This window comes from Streptomyces sp. NPDC051738 (assembly GCF_044453205.1).
Classification (GTDB): Bacteria; Actinomycetota; Actinomycetes; order Streptomycetales; family Streptomycetaceae; genus Streptomyces.
On sequence record NZ_JBITCM010000001.1, the window covers coordinates 832177 to 848608 of the forward strand.

General features: G+C 67.5%; 12 protein-coding genes. 4 read left to right on the forward strand and 8 right to left on the reverse strand.

Going from position 1 to position 16432, the window contains the following annotated elements:
• Positions 1 to 45: 45 nt before the first annotated feature.
• Positions 46 to 2454: a DUF6049 family protein gene (locus ACIA8X_RS03735; RefSeq protein ID WP_399457707.1), complete on the reverse strand. Its 2409-nt coding sequence runs from the start codon at positions 2452 to 2454 to the stop codon at positions 46 to 48.
• A gap of 266 nt (positions 2455 to 2720) precedes the next feature.
• Between ACIA8X_RS03735 and ACIA8X_RS03740 the strand changes: the two genes are divergently transcribed.
• Positions 2721 to 4163, forward strand: coding sequence for a CCA tRNA nucleotidyltransferase (locus ACIA8X_RS03740; protein WP_393455672.1), 1443 nt, complete (start codon positions 2721 to 2723; stop codon positions 4161 to 4163).
• A gap of 121 nt (positions 4164 to 4284) precedes the next feature.
• Here ACIA8X_RS03740 and ACIA8X_RS03745 read toward each other — a convergent pair whose 3' ends face one another.
• The 4 genes from ACIA8X_RS03745 to ACIA8X_RS03760 all read right to left on the reverse strand — a co-directional run bounded on the left by ACIA8X_RS03745 (position 4285) and on the right by ACIA8X_RS03760 (position 8161).
• On the reverse strand, positions 4285 to 4818 hold the full coding sequence (locus ACIA8X_RS03745; RefSeq protein WP_393455675.1) for a hypothetical protein: 534 nt from the start codon (positions 4816 to 4818) through the stop codon (positions 4285 to 4287).
• 109 nt (positions 4819 to 4927) lie between these two features.
• Positions 4928 to 6205 (reverse strand): MFS transporter, encoded by a 1278-nt coding sequence (locus ACIA8X_RS03750; RefSeq protein ID WP_399457708.1) that lies wholly within the window; start codon positions 6203 to 6205, stop codon positions 4928 to 4930.
• 145 nt (positions 6206 to 6350) lie between these two features.
• Entirely contained in the window at positions 6351 to 7433 is a 1083-nt protein-coding gene (locus ACIA8X_RS03755) for an inositol-3-phosphate synthase (RefSeq protein WP_393455681.1), read from the reverse strand.
• Between the two features lie 44 nt (positions 7434 to 7477).
• A complete protein-coding gene (locus ACIA8X_RS03760) occupies positions 7478 to 8161 on the reverse strand; it encodes a PadR family transcriptional regulator (protein ID WP_393455684.1) in 684 nt (227 codons plus the stop codon).
• A 352-nt stretch (positions 8162 to 8513) separates the two neighbouring features.
• Here ACIA8X_RS03760 and ACIA8X_RS03765 point away from each other — a divergent pair, with 352 nt between their 5' ends.
• Both ACIA8X_RS03765 and ACIA8X_RS03770 read left to right on the forward strand, forming a co-directional pair.
• Positions 8514 to 11198, forward strand: a complete 2685-nt coding sequence (locus ACIA8X_RS03765; protein WP_393455687.1) for a transglycosylase domain-containing protein — start codon at positions 8514 to 8516, stop codon at positions 11196 to 11198.
• A gap of 221 nt (positions 11199 to 11419) precedes the next feature.
• On the forward strand, positions 11420 to 12919 hold the full coding sequence (locus ACIA8X_RS03770; RefSeq protein WP_399457709.1) for a glycosyltransferase family 87 protein: 1500 nt from the start codon (positions 11420 to 11422) through the stop codon (positions 12917 to 12919).
• A 115-nt stretch (positions 12920 to 13034) separates the two neighbouring features.
• Here ACIA8X_RS03770 and ACIA8X_RS03775 read toward each other — a convergent pair whose 3' ends face one another.
• The 3 genes from ACIA8X_RS03775 to ACIA8X_RS03785 form a co-directional block, all read right to left on the reverse strand.
• Complete coding sequence (locus ACIA8X_RS03775) at positions 13035 to 14066, reverse strand: alanine racemase (protein ID WP_393455693.1); 1032 nt, start codon at positions 14064 to 14066, stop codon at positions 13035 to 13037.
• A gap of 98 nt (positions 14067 to 14164) precedes the next feature.
• Positions 14165 to 15283, reverse strand: a complete 1119-nt coding sequence (gene femX, locus ACIA8X_RS03780; protein WP_345015378.1) for a peptidoglycan bridge formation glycyltransferase FemX — start codon at positions 15281 to 15283, stop codon at positions 14165 to 14167.
• 215 nt (positions 15284 to 15498) lie between these two features.
• Positions 15499 to 15810 carry a hypothetical protein gene (locus tag ACIA8X_RS03785; RefSeq protein WP_126393479.1) on the reverse strand — a complete coding sequence of 104 codons (312 nt, stop codon included), beginning with the start codon at positions 15808 to 15810 and terminating at the stop codon, positions 15499 to 15501.
• A gap of 289 nt (positions 15811 to 16099) precedes the next feature.
• Between ACIA8X_RS03785 and rpsF the strand changes: the two genes are divergently transcribed.
• Positions 16100 to 16390, forward strand: a complete 291-nt coding sequence (rpsF, locus tag ACIA8X_RS03790; RefSeq protein ID WP_005482942.1) for a 30S ribosomal protein S6 — start codon at positions 16100 to 16102, stop codon at positions 16388 to 16390.
• Positions 16391 to 16432 lie beyond the last annotated feature (42 nt).

Below are 16432 nucleotides of genomic sequence, written 5' to 3' on the forward strand. Positions count from 1 at the left end.
GGCTACCCCACCTCATCGTCCCGGGCCCACCGGCCACGACATCGCTCAACGGTCCACTCTCTCACCCGTGCCGGACGGGTCGGCGCTTTCCGCTGGGGTGTCCGGTGTCAGGTCACTCGGCTGCTCCGGCGCGTCTGCCCGGGTTCCGGTGACGGACTCCTCCTTGAGCAGGTCCTCGGGCGTGAGACGTTCCTCGGGGCCCTCCGGGTTCTCCGGGCCGCCGTCGGTCTCGCCCGCCTCCTGGGAGCCGTCCTGCTCGGCCTCACGGGCCGCCGCGCGCTTGCGCTGCGTGTACATCCGGAATCCGGCGAGGACGAGGAGGAGGAAGCCGCCGCCGATGACCAGCATCACGGTGGCCGTGAACTCGGTGACCTTCACATCGAAGGTGACCGGTGCGCCGTACGGCTGGCCGTCCTCCGTGAACAGCTGGGCGACCACCGTGGCCTGGCCGTTGGCCTGAGCAGACGTGGGGAACTTCACCGTCTGGCTGTGCCCGCCGGAGACCGTGACGGGCTGTTCGTCGAAGTTCTCGCCGTCGATCTCAAGGCGCCGCGGGCTCTTCGAGGTGAGCCGCAGCACCAGGTGGTCGACGCCCTGGACCAGGTTGTTCTGCACGGTCACGGGGATCGTGGCGCTGCGTCCGGAGAGCTTGGTCTCGGACTTCTGGATCAGCTTGACCTGGCCGGCCAGGGAGTCGATGTACGCCTCGATGCCGTTGCGGTAGTCGGCTGCCTCGGCGGAGCGGCCGCGCCAGGCCGCGGACATCTCGCGGTTCATGGCCCGCCCGAAGGGGGTCACCACGCGGGACTGCCTGCTGAGGATCACCTTGAAGTTGTCGAGCTTGTCCTGCGTGGTCGCGATCTGCTCGAAAGCCGCGCGCGGCAGCTCCTGCTTGCGGAGCGAGGAGGGGTAGGCGGACGCCGCGGGCACCCTGGTGGTGGCACCGGAGTCGGGCTTGGCCTTGGCCGCGGCCCCGAGTTCCTGGGACTCGGACCACGTGCCGCCCTGGAGCGCCGTCACCGCCTCGGCCATCGCCTGGGCCTGGCTCGCCGTCGGCATCCGCTGCGGGGCGACGACGATGCTGCGCTGTTTGTCCGACTGCAGGTTGAGGGTCAGGCTCTGGGCGAGGAACCTCTGCACGGCGAGCGTCGAGCTCGACGCCCTGGTCAGGTTCCCCTGGAACGCCGTCGACATCCGTGTGTCCGCGACCACCGCCGTCGTGCCACCGCCGATGGGGCGGGCCGCGGAGGGGGTGTAGGGCAGGCCGCCGGTCTCCACCAGGCTGTCGCTGCGGGCGATCACCTTGTCCGCGCCGGCGGAGGTGGCGACCTTGACGATGGACGGGTCGACGGCGCCGTTCACTGGCCAGGCGAAGTCGGTGGTCGGCTCCACGTGGAGGATCGAGTCAACGGTGTCGGCCGCGACGTCGGTGGCCTCCTTGAGGTGGCTGAGCGAGCCGGTGACGTTCGTGCCGTTGTGCGCCAGGGAGGCCAGGTCGGGGTCGGCGAAGGGCAGGGCGACGACCTCCTTGTCCAGCACCGCATCCTGCAACTCCGCCAGCCACTGGCTGGCGACGTCCTGGTGGGTGCCCGCCGTGGTCGTGTCGCCCTCGCCCTGGACGCGATAGCTCTCCGTCATCGCGTCCACGGAGGCCAGCAGGTCGGGGTCGATCACCCAGGTGACGTCGAGCTCCTTGCCCAGCGACACGAGCTGCTGCAGTCGGCCGCCCGCGGAGATCTCCTTGGCGAGGTCGTCGTTGCGGAAGACCGGAGTCTGCGACTCGTTCGACCCCGTCTGCGCTGTCATGTGCCCGGTGGAGACGAGCGGCCACAGAACCGTCGTCCGGGTCTTCCTGTCGGCCTCGTCGGGCTGCCACGGCAGGAACGTCCGCTCGATGCCGAGCACCTGCTCCCAGGGCTGCGCGGACGTCTCACCGGACAGGGAGACGGAGAACTGGTAGACCCCGTCCCCGCCGAGATCCAGCTTGTCGACCGGCACGGAGATGCTGAAGCGCTGGGAGACGCCCGGGGTGAGCTTGGAGAACTCCTTGACGTACTTCCCGCCCACCGGGGCCCCGTCGAGGCCCGGCTGGTAGTCGGAGCGGTTGGCGACCGTGTCGATATCGGAGCGTGTGTTCAGGGCGGATCCCAGGAGCAGGTCCACCTGCGCGTCGGTGACCGCCTGCTTGCCCTTGTTGGTCACCGTGCCTGACACGGTCAGGGTGTCGCCCTCACCGGGCACGGTCGGTGTGAGCGAGTCCACGGCGACAGCGACCGTCTCCGAGCCGGAAGCGGCCTTCAGGGAGTCCTGCCCGGCGGCATGCGCGGGCGCCGCGACGGGCAGCTGGAGCAGGCCGGCCAGCAGAGGTGCTCCGGCGAACAGTGCTCCTGTCCGCCGTAGCCACCGGCGGGCAGGTGAGGGACTCGTCCCCTGGAAGTCTGCCGCCTCGGCCACGCGCTCGCCCGTCCCTCGTCGTCAGTGGTCGTCGGAATGTGCGTCCACGCATGGTAACGATGCGCGCTGAGGGGAAGTGCCGCGGAGTGCTCCGCGAGATCGGTCCGTACCGTCGGTCTGTCCCATATGTGTAGGTATAAAGAGGAGCGTTTGCCTGCGCCTCAAGAGCAGGCCTTGTGCCCGTATGGATAGACGTGTCCGTGCACGCGGTGTGCACGTTTAATGGAGGAGCTCGCGGCCGCCGGGGCCACGTACCCTCTTCTGTTGTGCCGAACGCCAACGAAGACAAGCCCAGTGTCCTGAGTCAGGTGCAGCACCGCGCGGTGAGCGAACTGCTGCGGGTAGCCCCTGTCGCCGACGACCTCGCCCGCCGATTCCAGGATGCCGGGTTCTCACTCGCCCTGGTCGGTGGATCGGTCCGGGATGCGCTGCTTGGCCGGCTCGGCAACGACCTGGACTTCACCACCGACGCCCGCCCCGAGGACGTACTGAAGATCGTGCGCCCGTGGGCCGACGCCGTGTGGGAGGTCGGGATCGCCTTCGGCACGGTCGGGGCGCAGAAGGACGGCTACCAGATCGAGGTGACGACCTACCGGTCGGAGGCCTACGACCGCACCTCCCGCAAGCCCGAGGTGTCGTACGGCGACTCCATCGAGCAGGACCTCGTCCGGCGCGACTTCACGGTGAACGCGATGGCCGTCGCGTTGCCGGAGAAGGAGTTCATCGATCCGCACGGCGGGCTGGAGGACCTCGCGGAGCGTGTGCTTCGCACTCCGGGCACCCCCGAGGAGTCCTTCTCGGACGACCCGCTGCGCATGATGCGGGCGGCGCGGTTCGCGGCGCAGCTCGACTTCGAGGTGGCTCCCGAGGTGGTGGCGGCCATGACGGACATGGCCGGGCGTATCGAGATCGTCTCGGCGGAGCGGGTGCGGGACGAGCTGAACAAGCTGATCCTCTCCCCTCACCCGCGCAAGGGCCTGTCGCTGCTGGTCGACACCGGGCTTGCCGGGCATGTGCTGCCGGAGCTGCCGGCTCTACGGCTGGAGAGTGACGAGCACCACCGGCACAAGGACGTCTACGAGCACACGCTGATCGTCCTGGAGCAGGCGATGGCTCTGGAGGAGAACGGACCCGATCTGACTCTCCGGTTGGCCGCTCTGCTGCACGACATCGGCAAGCCGCGCACGCGCCGCTTCGAGACGGACGGCAGGGTCTCGTTCCACCACCACGAGGTGGTCGGCGCGAAGATGACGAAGAAGCGCATGACGGCGCTCAAATACCCCAACGAGGTGGTGAAGGACGTCTCACGTCTGGTCGAACTCCACCTGCGCTTCCACGGCTACGGCACCGGCGAGTGGACGGACTCCGCGGTCCGTCGCTACGTCCGTGACGCGGGCCCGCTCCTGGACCACCTCCACAAGCTGACCCGCTCGGACTGCACGACGCGGAACAAGCGCAAGGCGGCCACCCTGTCCCGCGCCTATGACGGCTTGGAGGAGCGGATCACCGAGCTCCAGGAGCGGGAGGAGCTGGACGCCATCCGCCCCGACCTCGACGGCAACCAGATCATGGAGATCCTCGGCGTCGGCCCCGGGCCGGTCATCGGCAGCGCGTACAAGCACATGCTGGAGCTGCGGCTGGAGAACGGGCCGATGGAGCACGACGAGGCGGTGGCCGCGCTCAAGGAGTGGTGGGCCGAGCAGAGCTGAGGTGGCTGCGCAACGGGGTCATGTTTCACGTGAAACATGACCCCGTTGCGCAGAGAGCGGTACGCACTGAGGGGCTGTGTTTCACGTGAAACACAGCCCCTCAGTATGCGGAGACGTCAGATCAGACGTCCGACAGGCACAGCAGGAAGTTGTCGCCGTCGCCGGTCTGCGCGTAGAAGCTGGTGGCGCCGCTGACCTTGCGGCACTCGCTTTCAGCCGTGAGCGAGGTGTAGGTGCCGTCGATCTTCTTGAGCACCTTGGCCTCGGCCTCGGAGGAGGAGCACTCCACGACCTCCATGCTCGGCTTCGAGGCTGTCGACGTCGAGGCGGACTTCAGGCAGTCGCCCACCGCGGCGTTCTCGGCGTCGTCCAGGCTGATTATGTAGCCGACGATCATCATGGTGCCGACGATCACGACGAGAGCGATGTTCTTGATCTTCTTGAAGTTGAACCCACGGCTCGGCTGCTGCGGCGGAACCGGCGCATACGGCGCCGCCCCCTGCGGGGGGAAGCCCGGCTGGCCCGGCTGCTGCGGGTAGCCGCCCTGAGGCGGGTACGGGGCCTGGCCCTGGGGCTGGCCGTAGGGCTGCTGAGCCTGGGCGTACGGGTTCTGGCCCTGGGCGTACGGGTTGCCCTGGGGCGGCGGAGTTGTCACTTGGGGATCCCCCTGGAACATGGGTGTGTGGCGCGAGCAATGCGCGCTATAAGACGCACGTAAGTTATCGGCCACCACTGACAGCCCTGCAACCGAGGGGGACTCTGTGTCATTGATGTGACACGGATCGCCGTTCAAAGCGGGCCATAGCCACAGCAACTGCCGCGTAGATAACGGCGACTGTGACCAGGAGAGGCGCCGATCGGCCGTCGGGCGGCAGTATCAGGGCGGCCACGCCGGCGGCGCCGACGAAGGCGACGTTGAACAACACGTCGTAGACGGAGAAGATCCGGCCACGGAAGTCGTCCTCGACCGAGGTCTGCACGATGGTGTCGGTCGCGATCTTCGCTCCCTGGGTCGTCAGGCCCAGGACGAATGCCGCCACCAGCATGGGAGTTCTGGCGAACGGAAGGCCGAGGGCGGGGACCAGGATCGCCGCCGTCGCCGCGCACACCACGATCCAGCGGCCCGGGCCAAGCCGCCCTGCCGACCAGGGGGTTGCCACGGCGGCGGCGAAGAATCCCGCTCCCGAGATGATCAACGCAAGCCCCAGCAGGGCGAGTCCGTCGTCGGCGGTGGATGTGAAGGCGTACCGACAGAGCATCAGCAGCATGACCAGCAGGGCGCCGTAGCAGAAGCGCATCAGGGTCATCGTGAGCAGTGCCCAGGCCGCCTCTCGGCGAGGCGGGGTGGCGAGATGGCGTACTCCTGCCGCCAGGTCGTGCGCGGTGCCGGAGAGGACCGCCGTGAAGCGTGGTTTCGTCAACGCGCGGTCGGGACCCAGCAGTTCCCGTGCCATGCGCAGTGACGCCAGTCCCGCGCACAGGTACAGGGCGGCGCCCAGGAGCACCACGGCGGCATCGGAGTCCCAGACCACGAGCCGTACGACGAAGGCCAGACCGGCGCCCACGGTCGCGGCGAGCGTTCCAGCGGTCGGGGACAGGGAGTTGGCGATCACGAGGCGGTCTTCGTCGACCACACGCGGAAGTGCGGCGGACAGGCCGGACAGAACGAAGCGGTTGACGGCGGTGACGCACAGCGCGGAGACGTAGAAGAGCCAGTCCGGGACCCCGGTGATGATCAGGACGGCCGTGGCCGAGGCCAGAACGGTGCGCAGCAGGCTGCCGTACAGAAGGACCTGGCGGCGGCGCCAGCGGTCCAGCAGGACGCCGGAGAAAGGGCCCACCAGGGAGTACGGCAGGAGCAGGACCGCCATCGCGGAGGCGATCGCGGCGGCCGAGGTCTGCTTCTCCGGGGAGAAGACGACGTATGTGGCGAGCGCGGTCTGGTAGACGCCGTCGGCGCCCTGTGAGAGCAGGCGTACGGAGAGCAGGCGCCGGAAGTCCCGGAAGCGCAGCAGGAGCCGCAGGTCGCGTACGACGGACATGGGGCACAGCCTCACATACGGGAAGGGTCCCCGGGCGGTACAACCCGGGGACCCTTGGCAGCTCTGGCAGGAGCGTTCTGGTGCGACGCTGTGGTGCTGCGGCGCTGTGGTGCCAGGGCGCTTCAGTGAGCGGCGCCCTGTCTTGCTAGCGCTCTACTTCGCCCTTGATGAACTTCTCGACGTTCGTGCGGGCCTCGTCGTCGAAGTACTGGACCGGCGGGGACTTCATGAAGTAGCTCGACGCCGACAGGATCGGGCCGCCGATGCCGCGGTCCTTGGCGATCTTCGCGGCGCGCAGGGCGTCGATGATGACGCCGGCGGAGTTCGGGGAGTCCCAGACCTCGAGCTTGTACTCCAGGTTCAGCGGGACGTCACCGAATGCGCGGCCTTCGAGACGGACGTAGGCCCACTTGCGGTCGTCGAGCCACGCGACGTAGTCGGACGGGCCGATGTGGACGTTCTTCTCGCCGAGATCCCGGTCGGGGATCTGGGAGGTGACGGCCTGCGTCTTGGAGATCTTCTTGGACTCCAGGCGGTCACGCTCGAGCATGTTCTTGAAGTCCATGTTGCCGCCGACGTTCAGCTGCATCGTGCGGTCCAGGACGACGCCGCGGTCCTCGAACAGCTTCGCCATGACGCGGTGCGTGATGGTGGCGCCGACCTGGGACTTGATGTCGTCACCGACGATGGGGACGCCCGCCTCGGTGAACTTGTCCGCCCACTCCTTCGTACCGGCGATGAAGACCGGCAGAGCGTTGACGAAGGCGACCTTGGCGTCGATGGCGCACTGGGCGTAGAACTTCGCAGCGTCCTCGGAGCCCACGGGCAGGTAGCAGACGAGGACGTCGACCTGCTTGTCCTTGAGGACCTGGACGACGTCGACCGGGGCCTCGGCGGACTCCTCGATGGTCTCGCGGTAGTACTTGCCGAGGCCGTCGAGGGTGTGGCCGCGCTGGACGGTCACGCCGGAGCGCGGAACGTCGCAGATCTTGATGGTGTTGTTCTCGCTGGCACCGATGGCGTCCGCGAGGTCGAGGCCGACCTTCTTCGCGTCGACATCGAAGGCGGCGACGAACTCGACGTCACGGACGTGGTAGTCGCCGAACTGCACGTGCATCAGGCCGGGGACCTTGGACGCCGGGTCGGCGTCCTTGTAGTACTCGACTCCCTGAACCAGCGACGCGGCGCAGTTGCCGACGCCGACGACGGCTACGCGAACCGAACCCATTCCGGTTGCTCCCTGTGTGTACGAGTGAGGCCCTGACTGGGCGCTCACGTGGCGGTGTCGCCCGGCGAATCCGTCCTGGGGGTGTCCCCGGGACGGGGCAGATCGCCCGGCGCTCCATGTGTGGTGTCCTGTTGAGCGGACCCCCCGGAAGCGGAACCCTTCAGGTCCCGCCCGGCCCGCTCGCTCTCGATGAGCTCGTTCAGCCAGCGCACTTCGCGCTCCACGGACTCCATCCCGTGGCGCTGGAGCTCAAGCGTGTAGTCGTCGAGGCGCTCTCGGGTACGTGCCAGGGAGGCGCGCATCTTCTCCAGACGCTCCTCCAGCCGGCTGCGGCGGCCCTCCAGGACGCGCATGCGTACGTCCTGCGGTGTGCGACCGAAGAAAGCAAATCGGGCAGCGAAGTGCTCGTCCTCGTACGCGTCGGGCCCCGTCTGTGAGAGCAGTTCCTCGAAGTGCTCCTTACCTTCCGCGGTCAGCCGGTAGACGATCTTCGCGCGGCGTCCGGTGAGTGGCGCTGCGAGCGCGTCCTCGGCGGTGTTCCCCGGTTCCTCGATCAACCAGCCGTTGGCGACCAGCGTCTTGAGGCAGGGGTAGAGCGTGCCGTAGCTGAACGCGCGGAACACGCCCAGCGACGTATTGAGTCGTTTGCGCAGCTCATAGCCGTGCATCGGGGACTCGCGGAGCAGTCCGAGGACGGCGAACTCGAGGATCCCGGACCGTCGGCTCATCCCCTCGCCTCCTCGTCATATCTCGCGCTGATGTATCGACTCGATACATCACGACGATAGAACGGCCTTCCGGGCTCGACAAGTGGGGGAACGGTGAACGGGATCACATCAACGATTCATGTGGAGCGAGTTGCCTGATTTGGGGTGAAGTTCGGGGCTAGGTGGGCTTTGACGGTGCGTAGTCTGTGCGCCATGCAGAGCACCGGGAACCGAGTGACGCCTGAGGGCGTCGTCGTCCTTGGTGCAGTACGGGTGAATGCGGAACCGACCGCATCCGTACTTCGGGGGGACCGGAAAACAGCCGCCGTTGCCAGGCGCCCAGGCGTGCGCCTGCCCGAGGAGTAGTCGTTCGATGAGCGAGCACCGTCGCAAACCGCCGCAGCCGCAGGGAGGCGGACGTGCCGCGGCCCGACGCGGCCAGTCCGGCTCGTCCTCCGGCCGCCGAGCGGCACCGCGAGGCGCCACCGGATCTCCTTCCGACTCGTACGGGTCGGAAACCAGCGGTTCGGGAGGCGAGGAACGTCAGTACGGCGGCCGCGCCGAAGCACGACGCGCGGCCCAGAGAGGTGGGAGTCGCCGCAGAGCGGCCGAACCGGGCCGGGGTGGCCGCCGTGCCGCTCCGGGCGGGCCGAACGGTCCCGGCCGGGGCCGCGGTCGGGCCGCTCCCCCTGGAAAGAAGCGGTTCATCGACTATCCGCGGGCGGGCAAGTACGGCGTCGGGCGCTGGGTGCCGTCGTGGAAGCTCGTGGCCGGCATGTTCATCGGCTTCCTTGGCAGCCTGGTGGCCGTGGCGGGCATCGGGTTCGCCATGGTTGGCACCCCCAAGGTCGACGAGACTGCCGAGGCGCAGAACAACGTCTACCACTGGTCCAACGGTGACGAGATGGTCTCCACGGGTGGTGAGACCAACCGGCAGATCATCAACCTGTCGCAGATTCCCAAGGCCATGCAGAACGCGGTCATCTCGCAGGAGAACAAGACCTTCCGCACCGACAGCGGGATCGATCCCAAGGGCATCGCCCGTGCCGTGTTCAACATGGCCAGTGGCGGTGAGACTCAGGGTGGCTCGACGATCACCCAGCAGTACGTCAAGAACGCCATGCTGAACGACCAGTCCCAGACGATCTCCCGGAAGTTCAAGGAGATCTTGGTCTCGGTCAAGGTGGGCACCACGGTGTCGAAGGACGAAATCATGGCTGGCTACCTGAACTCCGGCTATTACGGGCGCAACGCCTACGGGATCCAGGCCGCTGCCCGCGCGTACTTCAACAAGGACGCCATCGACCTCAACGAGGGGCAGTGCGCCTTCCTGGCGGCCATGCTCAAGGGCGCGACGTACTACGACCCAGCGGGTTCGACGTCGATCGACCCGGCGGCCACTGCCGAGGCGAACAGCAGGCGGGCCCTGGTCCAGATGCAGGACACCCTCGACAAGATGGTCGAGTACGGGCATCTGGACGCCGCGACGCGCGCCAAGTACACCAAGCTGCCCGACGTGCAGAACCCGCGCTTCAACACCGCGTTGAGCGGCCAGACCGGCTACCTCGTTGATCTTGCCAACAGCTACCTGGTCAACAACAGCGACACGACCGGGATCACCGAGCAGAAGCTGCGGGAGGGTGGTCTCTCGATCTACACCACCTTCGACAAGAAGCAGGTCAAGCAGCTCCAGGATGCGGTGACGAAGGTCTACAAGGCCAACATCAAGCCCGAGGAGCGACCGAAGACCGACACCCACGTCCAGTTCGGCGGGGCCTCCGTGGATCCCACTACGGGGGCGATCAGAGCCTGCTACGGAGGCACGGACGCGACCAAGCACTTCACCAACAACTGCGACGTGACCGGTGCGCAGGTCGGTTCGACGTTCAAGCCGTTCGTGCTCGCTGCCGCGATGAAGTGGGGTGTCCGGGACAAGGACGGCCCAGCGGAACAGGCACAGGACGAGCGCACCAAGGTCTCTCCGAAGAGCCTCTTCAGCGGCAAGAACAAGCTCAAGATCAAGGACTACAAGGGCGACGTCTGGCAGAACGAGAAGGGGGAGGAGTGGAACCAGGTCAACGACGGCGACCAGTCGTACGGCACTCCCCCGAACTACCAGATCGACCTTCGTGAGGCGATGCGGGAGTCGGTGAACTCCGCCTTCGTGCAGCTCGGCATGGACGTCGGGCTGGAACAGGTGAAGGAGGCGGCCGTGGATGCCGGCGTTCTGGAGAGCAGCCTCGCCGGCGCCGACTACCCGTCCTTCTCCATCGGCACCTCCCAGCCCAGTGCCATCCGCATGGCGGGCGCATACGCCACCTTCGCGGCCAGTGGGAAGCAGCGTGCTCCCTTCTCCGTCACGAAGGTGACTAGCAAGGACGGCGAGGTCTTCACTCACGAGACCGCGACCAAGGATGCCTTCACCTCGGCGGTTGCCGACAACGTCACGGACGTCTTGAAGACCGTGGTCGAGAAGGGCACGGGTACCAACGCCCAGCTGACCGGCCGTGAGGTGGCCGGCAAGACCGGTACCACCGACGGCAACCGGTCCGCCTGGTTCGTGGGCTACACCCCGCAGCTGTCGACGGCGATCTCGATGTTCCGGATGGACGACAACGAGAAGAACCAGAACCGCGAGTTCCTGAAGATGTTCGGAACGGGTGGCCAGGAGAAGATCCACGGTGCCTCGTTCCCGGCCGAGATCTGGCATGACTACATGGAGCAGGCGCTGAAGAACAAGCCGGCGAAGGACTTCCCGACGCCGGAGCCCATCGGCGTGATCGTCAACGAGATCCCGACTCCGACGCCCACTCCCACGCCCACCGAGACCGAGGAAGCGAGCCCGACTCCGAGCCCGACGCCCAGTGAGTCGCTGATCTCGCCGACGCCCACGCCGACCGAGACCTGCTTCGGCTTCCAGTGCCCCGGCAACGGTGGCACGGAGAACGGCGGCACGGACGGGGGCGTGACGTCGACGCCGACTCCGACGGAGACGGAGACCGACGGCAACGGGAATGCCAACGGCAACGGAGGTATCTTCGGCGGCCCATCAGGCTGACCGACGGCTCACCGTCACGCGAAGGCCGGTGGCCGGTACCCCGCTTGGTGGGTGCCGGCCACCGGCCTTTCTCGTCCCTCGGGGCCGCCTCGGACGCCAGCCTGTTTCACGTGAAACGTCGGTTTCACGTGAAACACTCACCCGCCGGACCGGGCGCAGCCGCAGGCAACGTTCACCGGAGACTTGGGAACGTCTCAGGGACGTACGGCAGGATGTGCCCCATGTCCAGTGCAGAGACGACGCCCACGAGCGTGCACGAGCAGGACCCGGTGCGGCCGACCAAGGAAGACGAGGTCGCCGCGAGGGGGAGTGAACTGATCGGTGGACCCATCGGACGGCGCGCCCTGCTCGGGACGTCCTGGTGGACCCCCGTGCGGATCGTCGCGCTCGTGGCGATCGGCATGTTCGCCCTCGGTCTGGTCCAGAAGGCACCGTGCTACAACGGCGCCTGGTTCTTCGGCGCCAGCTCGCAGTACACGCATGCCTGTTACTCGGACATCCCGCATCTCTACCAGGGACGCGGATTCGCCGACGGGCTCGTGCCGTACTTCGACAAGCTCGCCGGTGACATGGAGTACCTCGAATACCCGGTGCTGACCGGTGTGTTCATGGAGGTCGCCTCCTGGCTCACTCCAGGGAGCGGCAGCATCCAGGACCAGGAGCAGTGGTACTGGATGGTCAACGCCGGGATGCTGATGGTGTGCGCGGCCGTCATCGCCGTCTGCGTGACCCGCACCCAGACCCGGCGCCCCTGGGACGGTCTGCTGGTCGCCCTGGCCCCTGCCTTCGCGCTGACCGCGACGATCAACTGGGACCTGCTGGCCGTGGCCCTGACGGCCGCGGCGATGCTGATGTGGTCCCGGGGCCGTTCGCTCGCGTTTGGCGTCCTGCTGGGGCTCGCCACGGCCGCGAAGCTCTATCCCGTCTTCCTGCTCGGCCCGCTGTTCGTGCTGTGCTGGCGCGCGGGCAAGTGGCGGGACTTCGGGAAGGCGCTGGTCGGCACGGTCGTCGCCTGGCTGGTCGTGAACCTTCCGGTGATGCTCCTCGCGTGGGACGGGTGGTCGCAGTTCTACCGGTTCAGCCAGGAACGGGGCGTCGACTTCGGCTCCTTCTGGCTGATCATGGCCCAGAACTCCACCGACCCGCTGAGCACCGAGACCGTCAACACGCTCGCCACGCTGCTGATGCTGCTGTGCTGTGCCGGCATCGCCGCGCTCACGCTCACCGCGCCGCGACGTCCGCGCTTCGCCCAGCTGGCCTTCCTGATCGTCGCGGCGTTCATCCTCACCAACAAGGTCTACTCGCCGCAGTACGTCCTGTGGCTGGTGCCCCTGGCCGTGCTGGCCCGGCCGAGGTGGCGGGACTTCCTCATCTGGCAGGCCTGCGAGGTGGCGTACTTCCTGGGGATCTGGCTGTACCTCGCGTACACGACCAGCGGGGATGCCCACAAGGGACTGCCGCCCGACGGTTACCACTGGGCGATCGGTCTGCACCTGCTCGGGACGCTGTACCTGTGCGCCGTCGTCGTACGGGACATCCTCATGCCGGAGCGGGATCCGGTACGCAGGGCAGGCGACGACGATCCATCGGGCGGGGTGCTCGACCGGGCGGAGGACGCCTTCGTACTCGGTCCCGCGGCCCATCCACCGCGCCACGCGGCCCACTTCGACGGGCAGCCTGTGGAGTGGGGCACCCGGGAGGCGACCGACGGTTCGCTCTGAGCGAACAGGGCGTAGGGAGAGTACGCAAAAGGCCGTACACGGAGGAGTCCGTGTACGGCCTTCGCCCGTTACGGCGTTGCCGAGCGGCGGGGGTTCAGCCGCCGAGCGGCGTCGTTCAGCGGTCGACGATCCGGTCGAACTGCGTGGTGGTGTGCCGCAGATGGGCGACCAGCTCGTCGCCGACCGTCGGCTCGGGAGCGTCGGAGGGCACGAACAGGATCGAGACCTGCATGTGCGGCGGCTCGGCGAACCAGCGCTGCTTGCCGCCCCAGACGAACGGAGAAAGGTTCCGGTTGACCGTGGCCAGGCCGGCCCGGGCGACGCCCTTGGCGCGCGGCATGACGCCGTGCAGGGCCTTGGGGGCCTCCAGACCCACTCCGTGCGACGTGCCGCCCGCCACGACCACCAGGAAGCCGTCGGAGGCCGCCTTCTGCTGCCGGTAGCCGAAGCGGTCGCCCTTGGAGACACGCGTGACGTCCAGGACCGCGCCGCGGTACTCGGTGGCCTCGTGGTCCCCGAGCCACAGCCGCGTGCCGATCCGGGCGCGGAAGCGGGTCTGCGGGAACTGCTGCTGCAGGCGGGCGAGTTCCTCGGCCTTGAGGTGGCTGACGAACATCGTGTGCAGCGGCAGCCGGGCCGCACGCAGCCGGTCCATCCAGCCGATGACCTCCTCGACGGCGTCCGAGCCGTCGGTGCGGTCCAGCGGCAGGTGGATGGCGAAGCCCTCGAGCCGGACGTTCTCTATGGCGGCGTGCAGCTGCGGCAGCTCGCGCTCACTCACGCCGTGCCGCTTCATCGAGGACATCACCTCGATGACGACGCGGGCACCGACGAGGCCGTACACGCCGTCCACCGACGACACAGAGCGGATGACGCGGTCGGGCAGCGGCACCGGCTCCTCGCCGCGCCGGTACGGCGTCAGCACCAGCAGGTCACCGCCGAACCAGTCCTTGATACGCGCGGCTTCGTACGTCGTGCCGACGGCGAGGACCTCCGAGCCCAGCCGAGTGGCCTCCTCCGCCAGCCGCTCGTGCCCGAACCCGTAGCCGTTGCCCTTGCAGACCGGGACGAGTCCCGGGAACTGCTCCTGCACGTGCTTGTGGTGCGCCCGCCAGCGCGCGGTGTCGACGTAGAGCGTGAGCGCCATGGCCGGACCTGGAACCTTTCTCGTGGCTGCGGTGTATCAGAGATATGGAAGCTATCGACGGTGCAGCAGTTGACGGTATCGAAGCTGGGTACGCGAGGTCAGCGACGCGACATGTAGATGTCGAGCGCCTTGTGGAGCAGCTTGTTCAGCGGGAAGTCCCACTCGCCGAGGTATTCGGCGGCCTGGCCGCCTGTGCCCACCTTGAACTGGATCAGGCCGAAGAGGTGGTCGGTCTCGTCCAGCGAGTCGGAGATGCCGCGCAGGTCGTAGACGGTCGCGCCGAGCGCGTAGGCGTCGCGCAGCATGCGCCACTGCATCGCGTTCGAGGGCCGGACCTCACGGCCGATGTTGTCGGAGGCGCCGTAGGAGTACCAGACGTGGCCGCCGACGATCAGCATCGTCGCCGCCGACAGGTTCACACCGTCATGGCGGGCGAAGTACAGCCGCATGCGGTTGGGGTCCTCGGTGTTGAGGGCCGTCCACATGCGCTGGAAGTACGACAGCGGGCGTGGCCGGAAGTGGTCGCGCACGGCGGTGATCTCGTACAGCCGCTGCCATTCCTCAAGGTCCTGGTAACCGCCCTGGACGACCTCGACGCCGGCCTTCTCGGCCTTCTTGATGTTGCGGCGCCACAGCTGGTTGAAGTTCTTGTGGACCTCTTCCAGGGAGCGGTTCGCCAGCGGCACCTGGTAGACGTACCGAGGCTGGACGTCGCCGAAGCCGGCGCCGCCGTCCTCGCCCTGCTGCCAGCCCATACGACGGAGCTTGTCGGCGACCTCGAAGGCGCGCGGTTCGATGAAGTCGGCCTCGATGTCGCGCAGGCGCTTCACGTCCGGGTTCTGGATACCCGCCTTGATGGAGGTGGCCTCCCAGCGGCGGATGATCACCGGCGGGCCCATCTTCACGGAGAAGGCGCCCTGGTGCTTGAGATGCGCGAGCATCGGTTCCAGCCAGTCGTTCAGATTTGGCGTGAACCAGTTGATGACCGGGCCTTCAGGCAGGTAGGCGAGGTAGCGCTTGATCTTGGGCAACTGCCGGTAGAGGACGAGGCCGGCGCCGACCAGTTCACCGGACTTGTCGAACCACCCGAGGCTCTCCGAACGCCACTCCGCCTTGACATCAGCCCAGGCCGGAACCTGCATGTGGCTCGCCGACGGCAGGCTCTGGATGTATGCCAGATGCTGCTCGCGACTGATCGTCCTCAGGGTCAGGCTCATTCGGGGCGCTCCTCGGGCTGGTGTGTCCCCATGGGTACAGGGGCTCCGGCTCTCGCGGAAGCCTACTGCGCCTGGGGAGCGCCCCGACTGGGCGTACGGCAGCTTCGCCTCGGCCTGCGGAGCTCCGAGACGTTCGATGCTGTTCTATGTGGTGTTCTACCGGCGTTCGAAGGGCTGCCTCCGGGGCCGGTTGGGGACGGACAGTGCCCCTGGCGTCAGAAGACCCCGCCGAAGAGACCGCCGTGCGCCATGCCCAGGAAGAAGCCGACCGCCGAGGCACCGAGACCGATGATCAGTCCGAAGCGCTCGCGGGTCGTCTCCGAGACCCACTGGCCGTAGGCGCCGGTGAGGATGCCCACCAGGCCCGTCCAGGAGCTGAGCAGATGCAGGCTGTGGAACATCGCCGTGACGAAAGACGTGATGCCCAGCACCAGGGTCACCGCGAGCAAGGTGTCCTGGAGAGGGTGGGGCTTTCCGTCCGTGGCGAAGAGGCCTCCGACGGTGTTGGGTCGCAATGCCTGTGCCATAGGGCACCTCCTGCGAAAGGCGGCGCATCGTAGCGCCATACACACCCGATGTGTACAGATTGACGGGCTCCCCGGCCTGATTTCAACCGGAAGCACGTGTGCGGGTACTCTGTACCGTCTGCACCGGTGTCTGCCCAGGCCATGCCAGGGAGTCCGCCCAGTCCACGCAGGGGAAGCCGCCTAGCCGGCCCCCCGATTGTCAGTGGCGGCCGATACCGTTGCGTACGCATCACGACCCTCCTGCCACGGAACGACCGTGGCCGCTGAGTCCAAAGGAGGTGGGTTCCACATGCGTCACTACGAGGTGATGGTCATCCTCGACCCCGATCTGGAGGAGCGCGCTGTCGCCCCCCTGATCGAGAACTTCCTCTCCGTCGTCCGTGAGGGCAACGGCAAGGTCGAGAAGGTCGACACCTGGGGCCGTCGTCGTCTCTCGTACGAGATCAAGAAGAAGCCCGAGGGCATCTACTCGGTCATCGACCTGCAGGCCGAGCCTGCGGTCGTCAAGGAGCTCGACCGCCAGATGAACCTGAACGAGTCGGTCCTCCGGACCAAGGTCCTCCGCCCCGAGACCCACTGAGCTCTCCCGCTCAGCTGATCTCGGGATTCGAGTAGCAGCAAC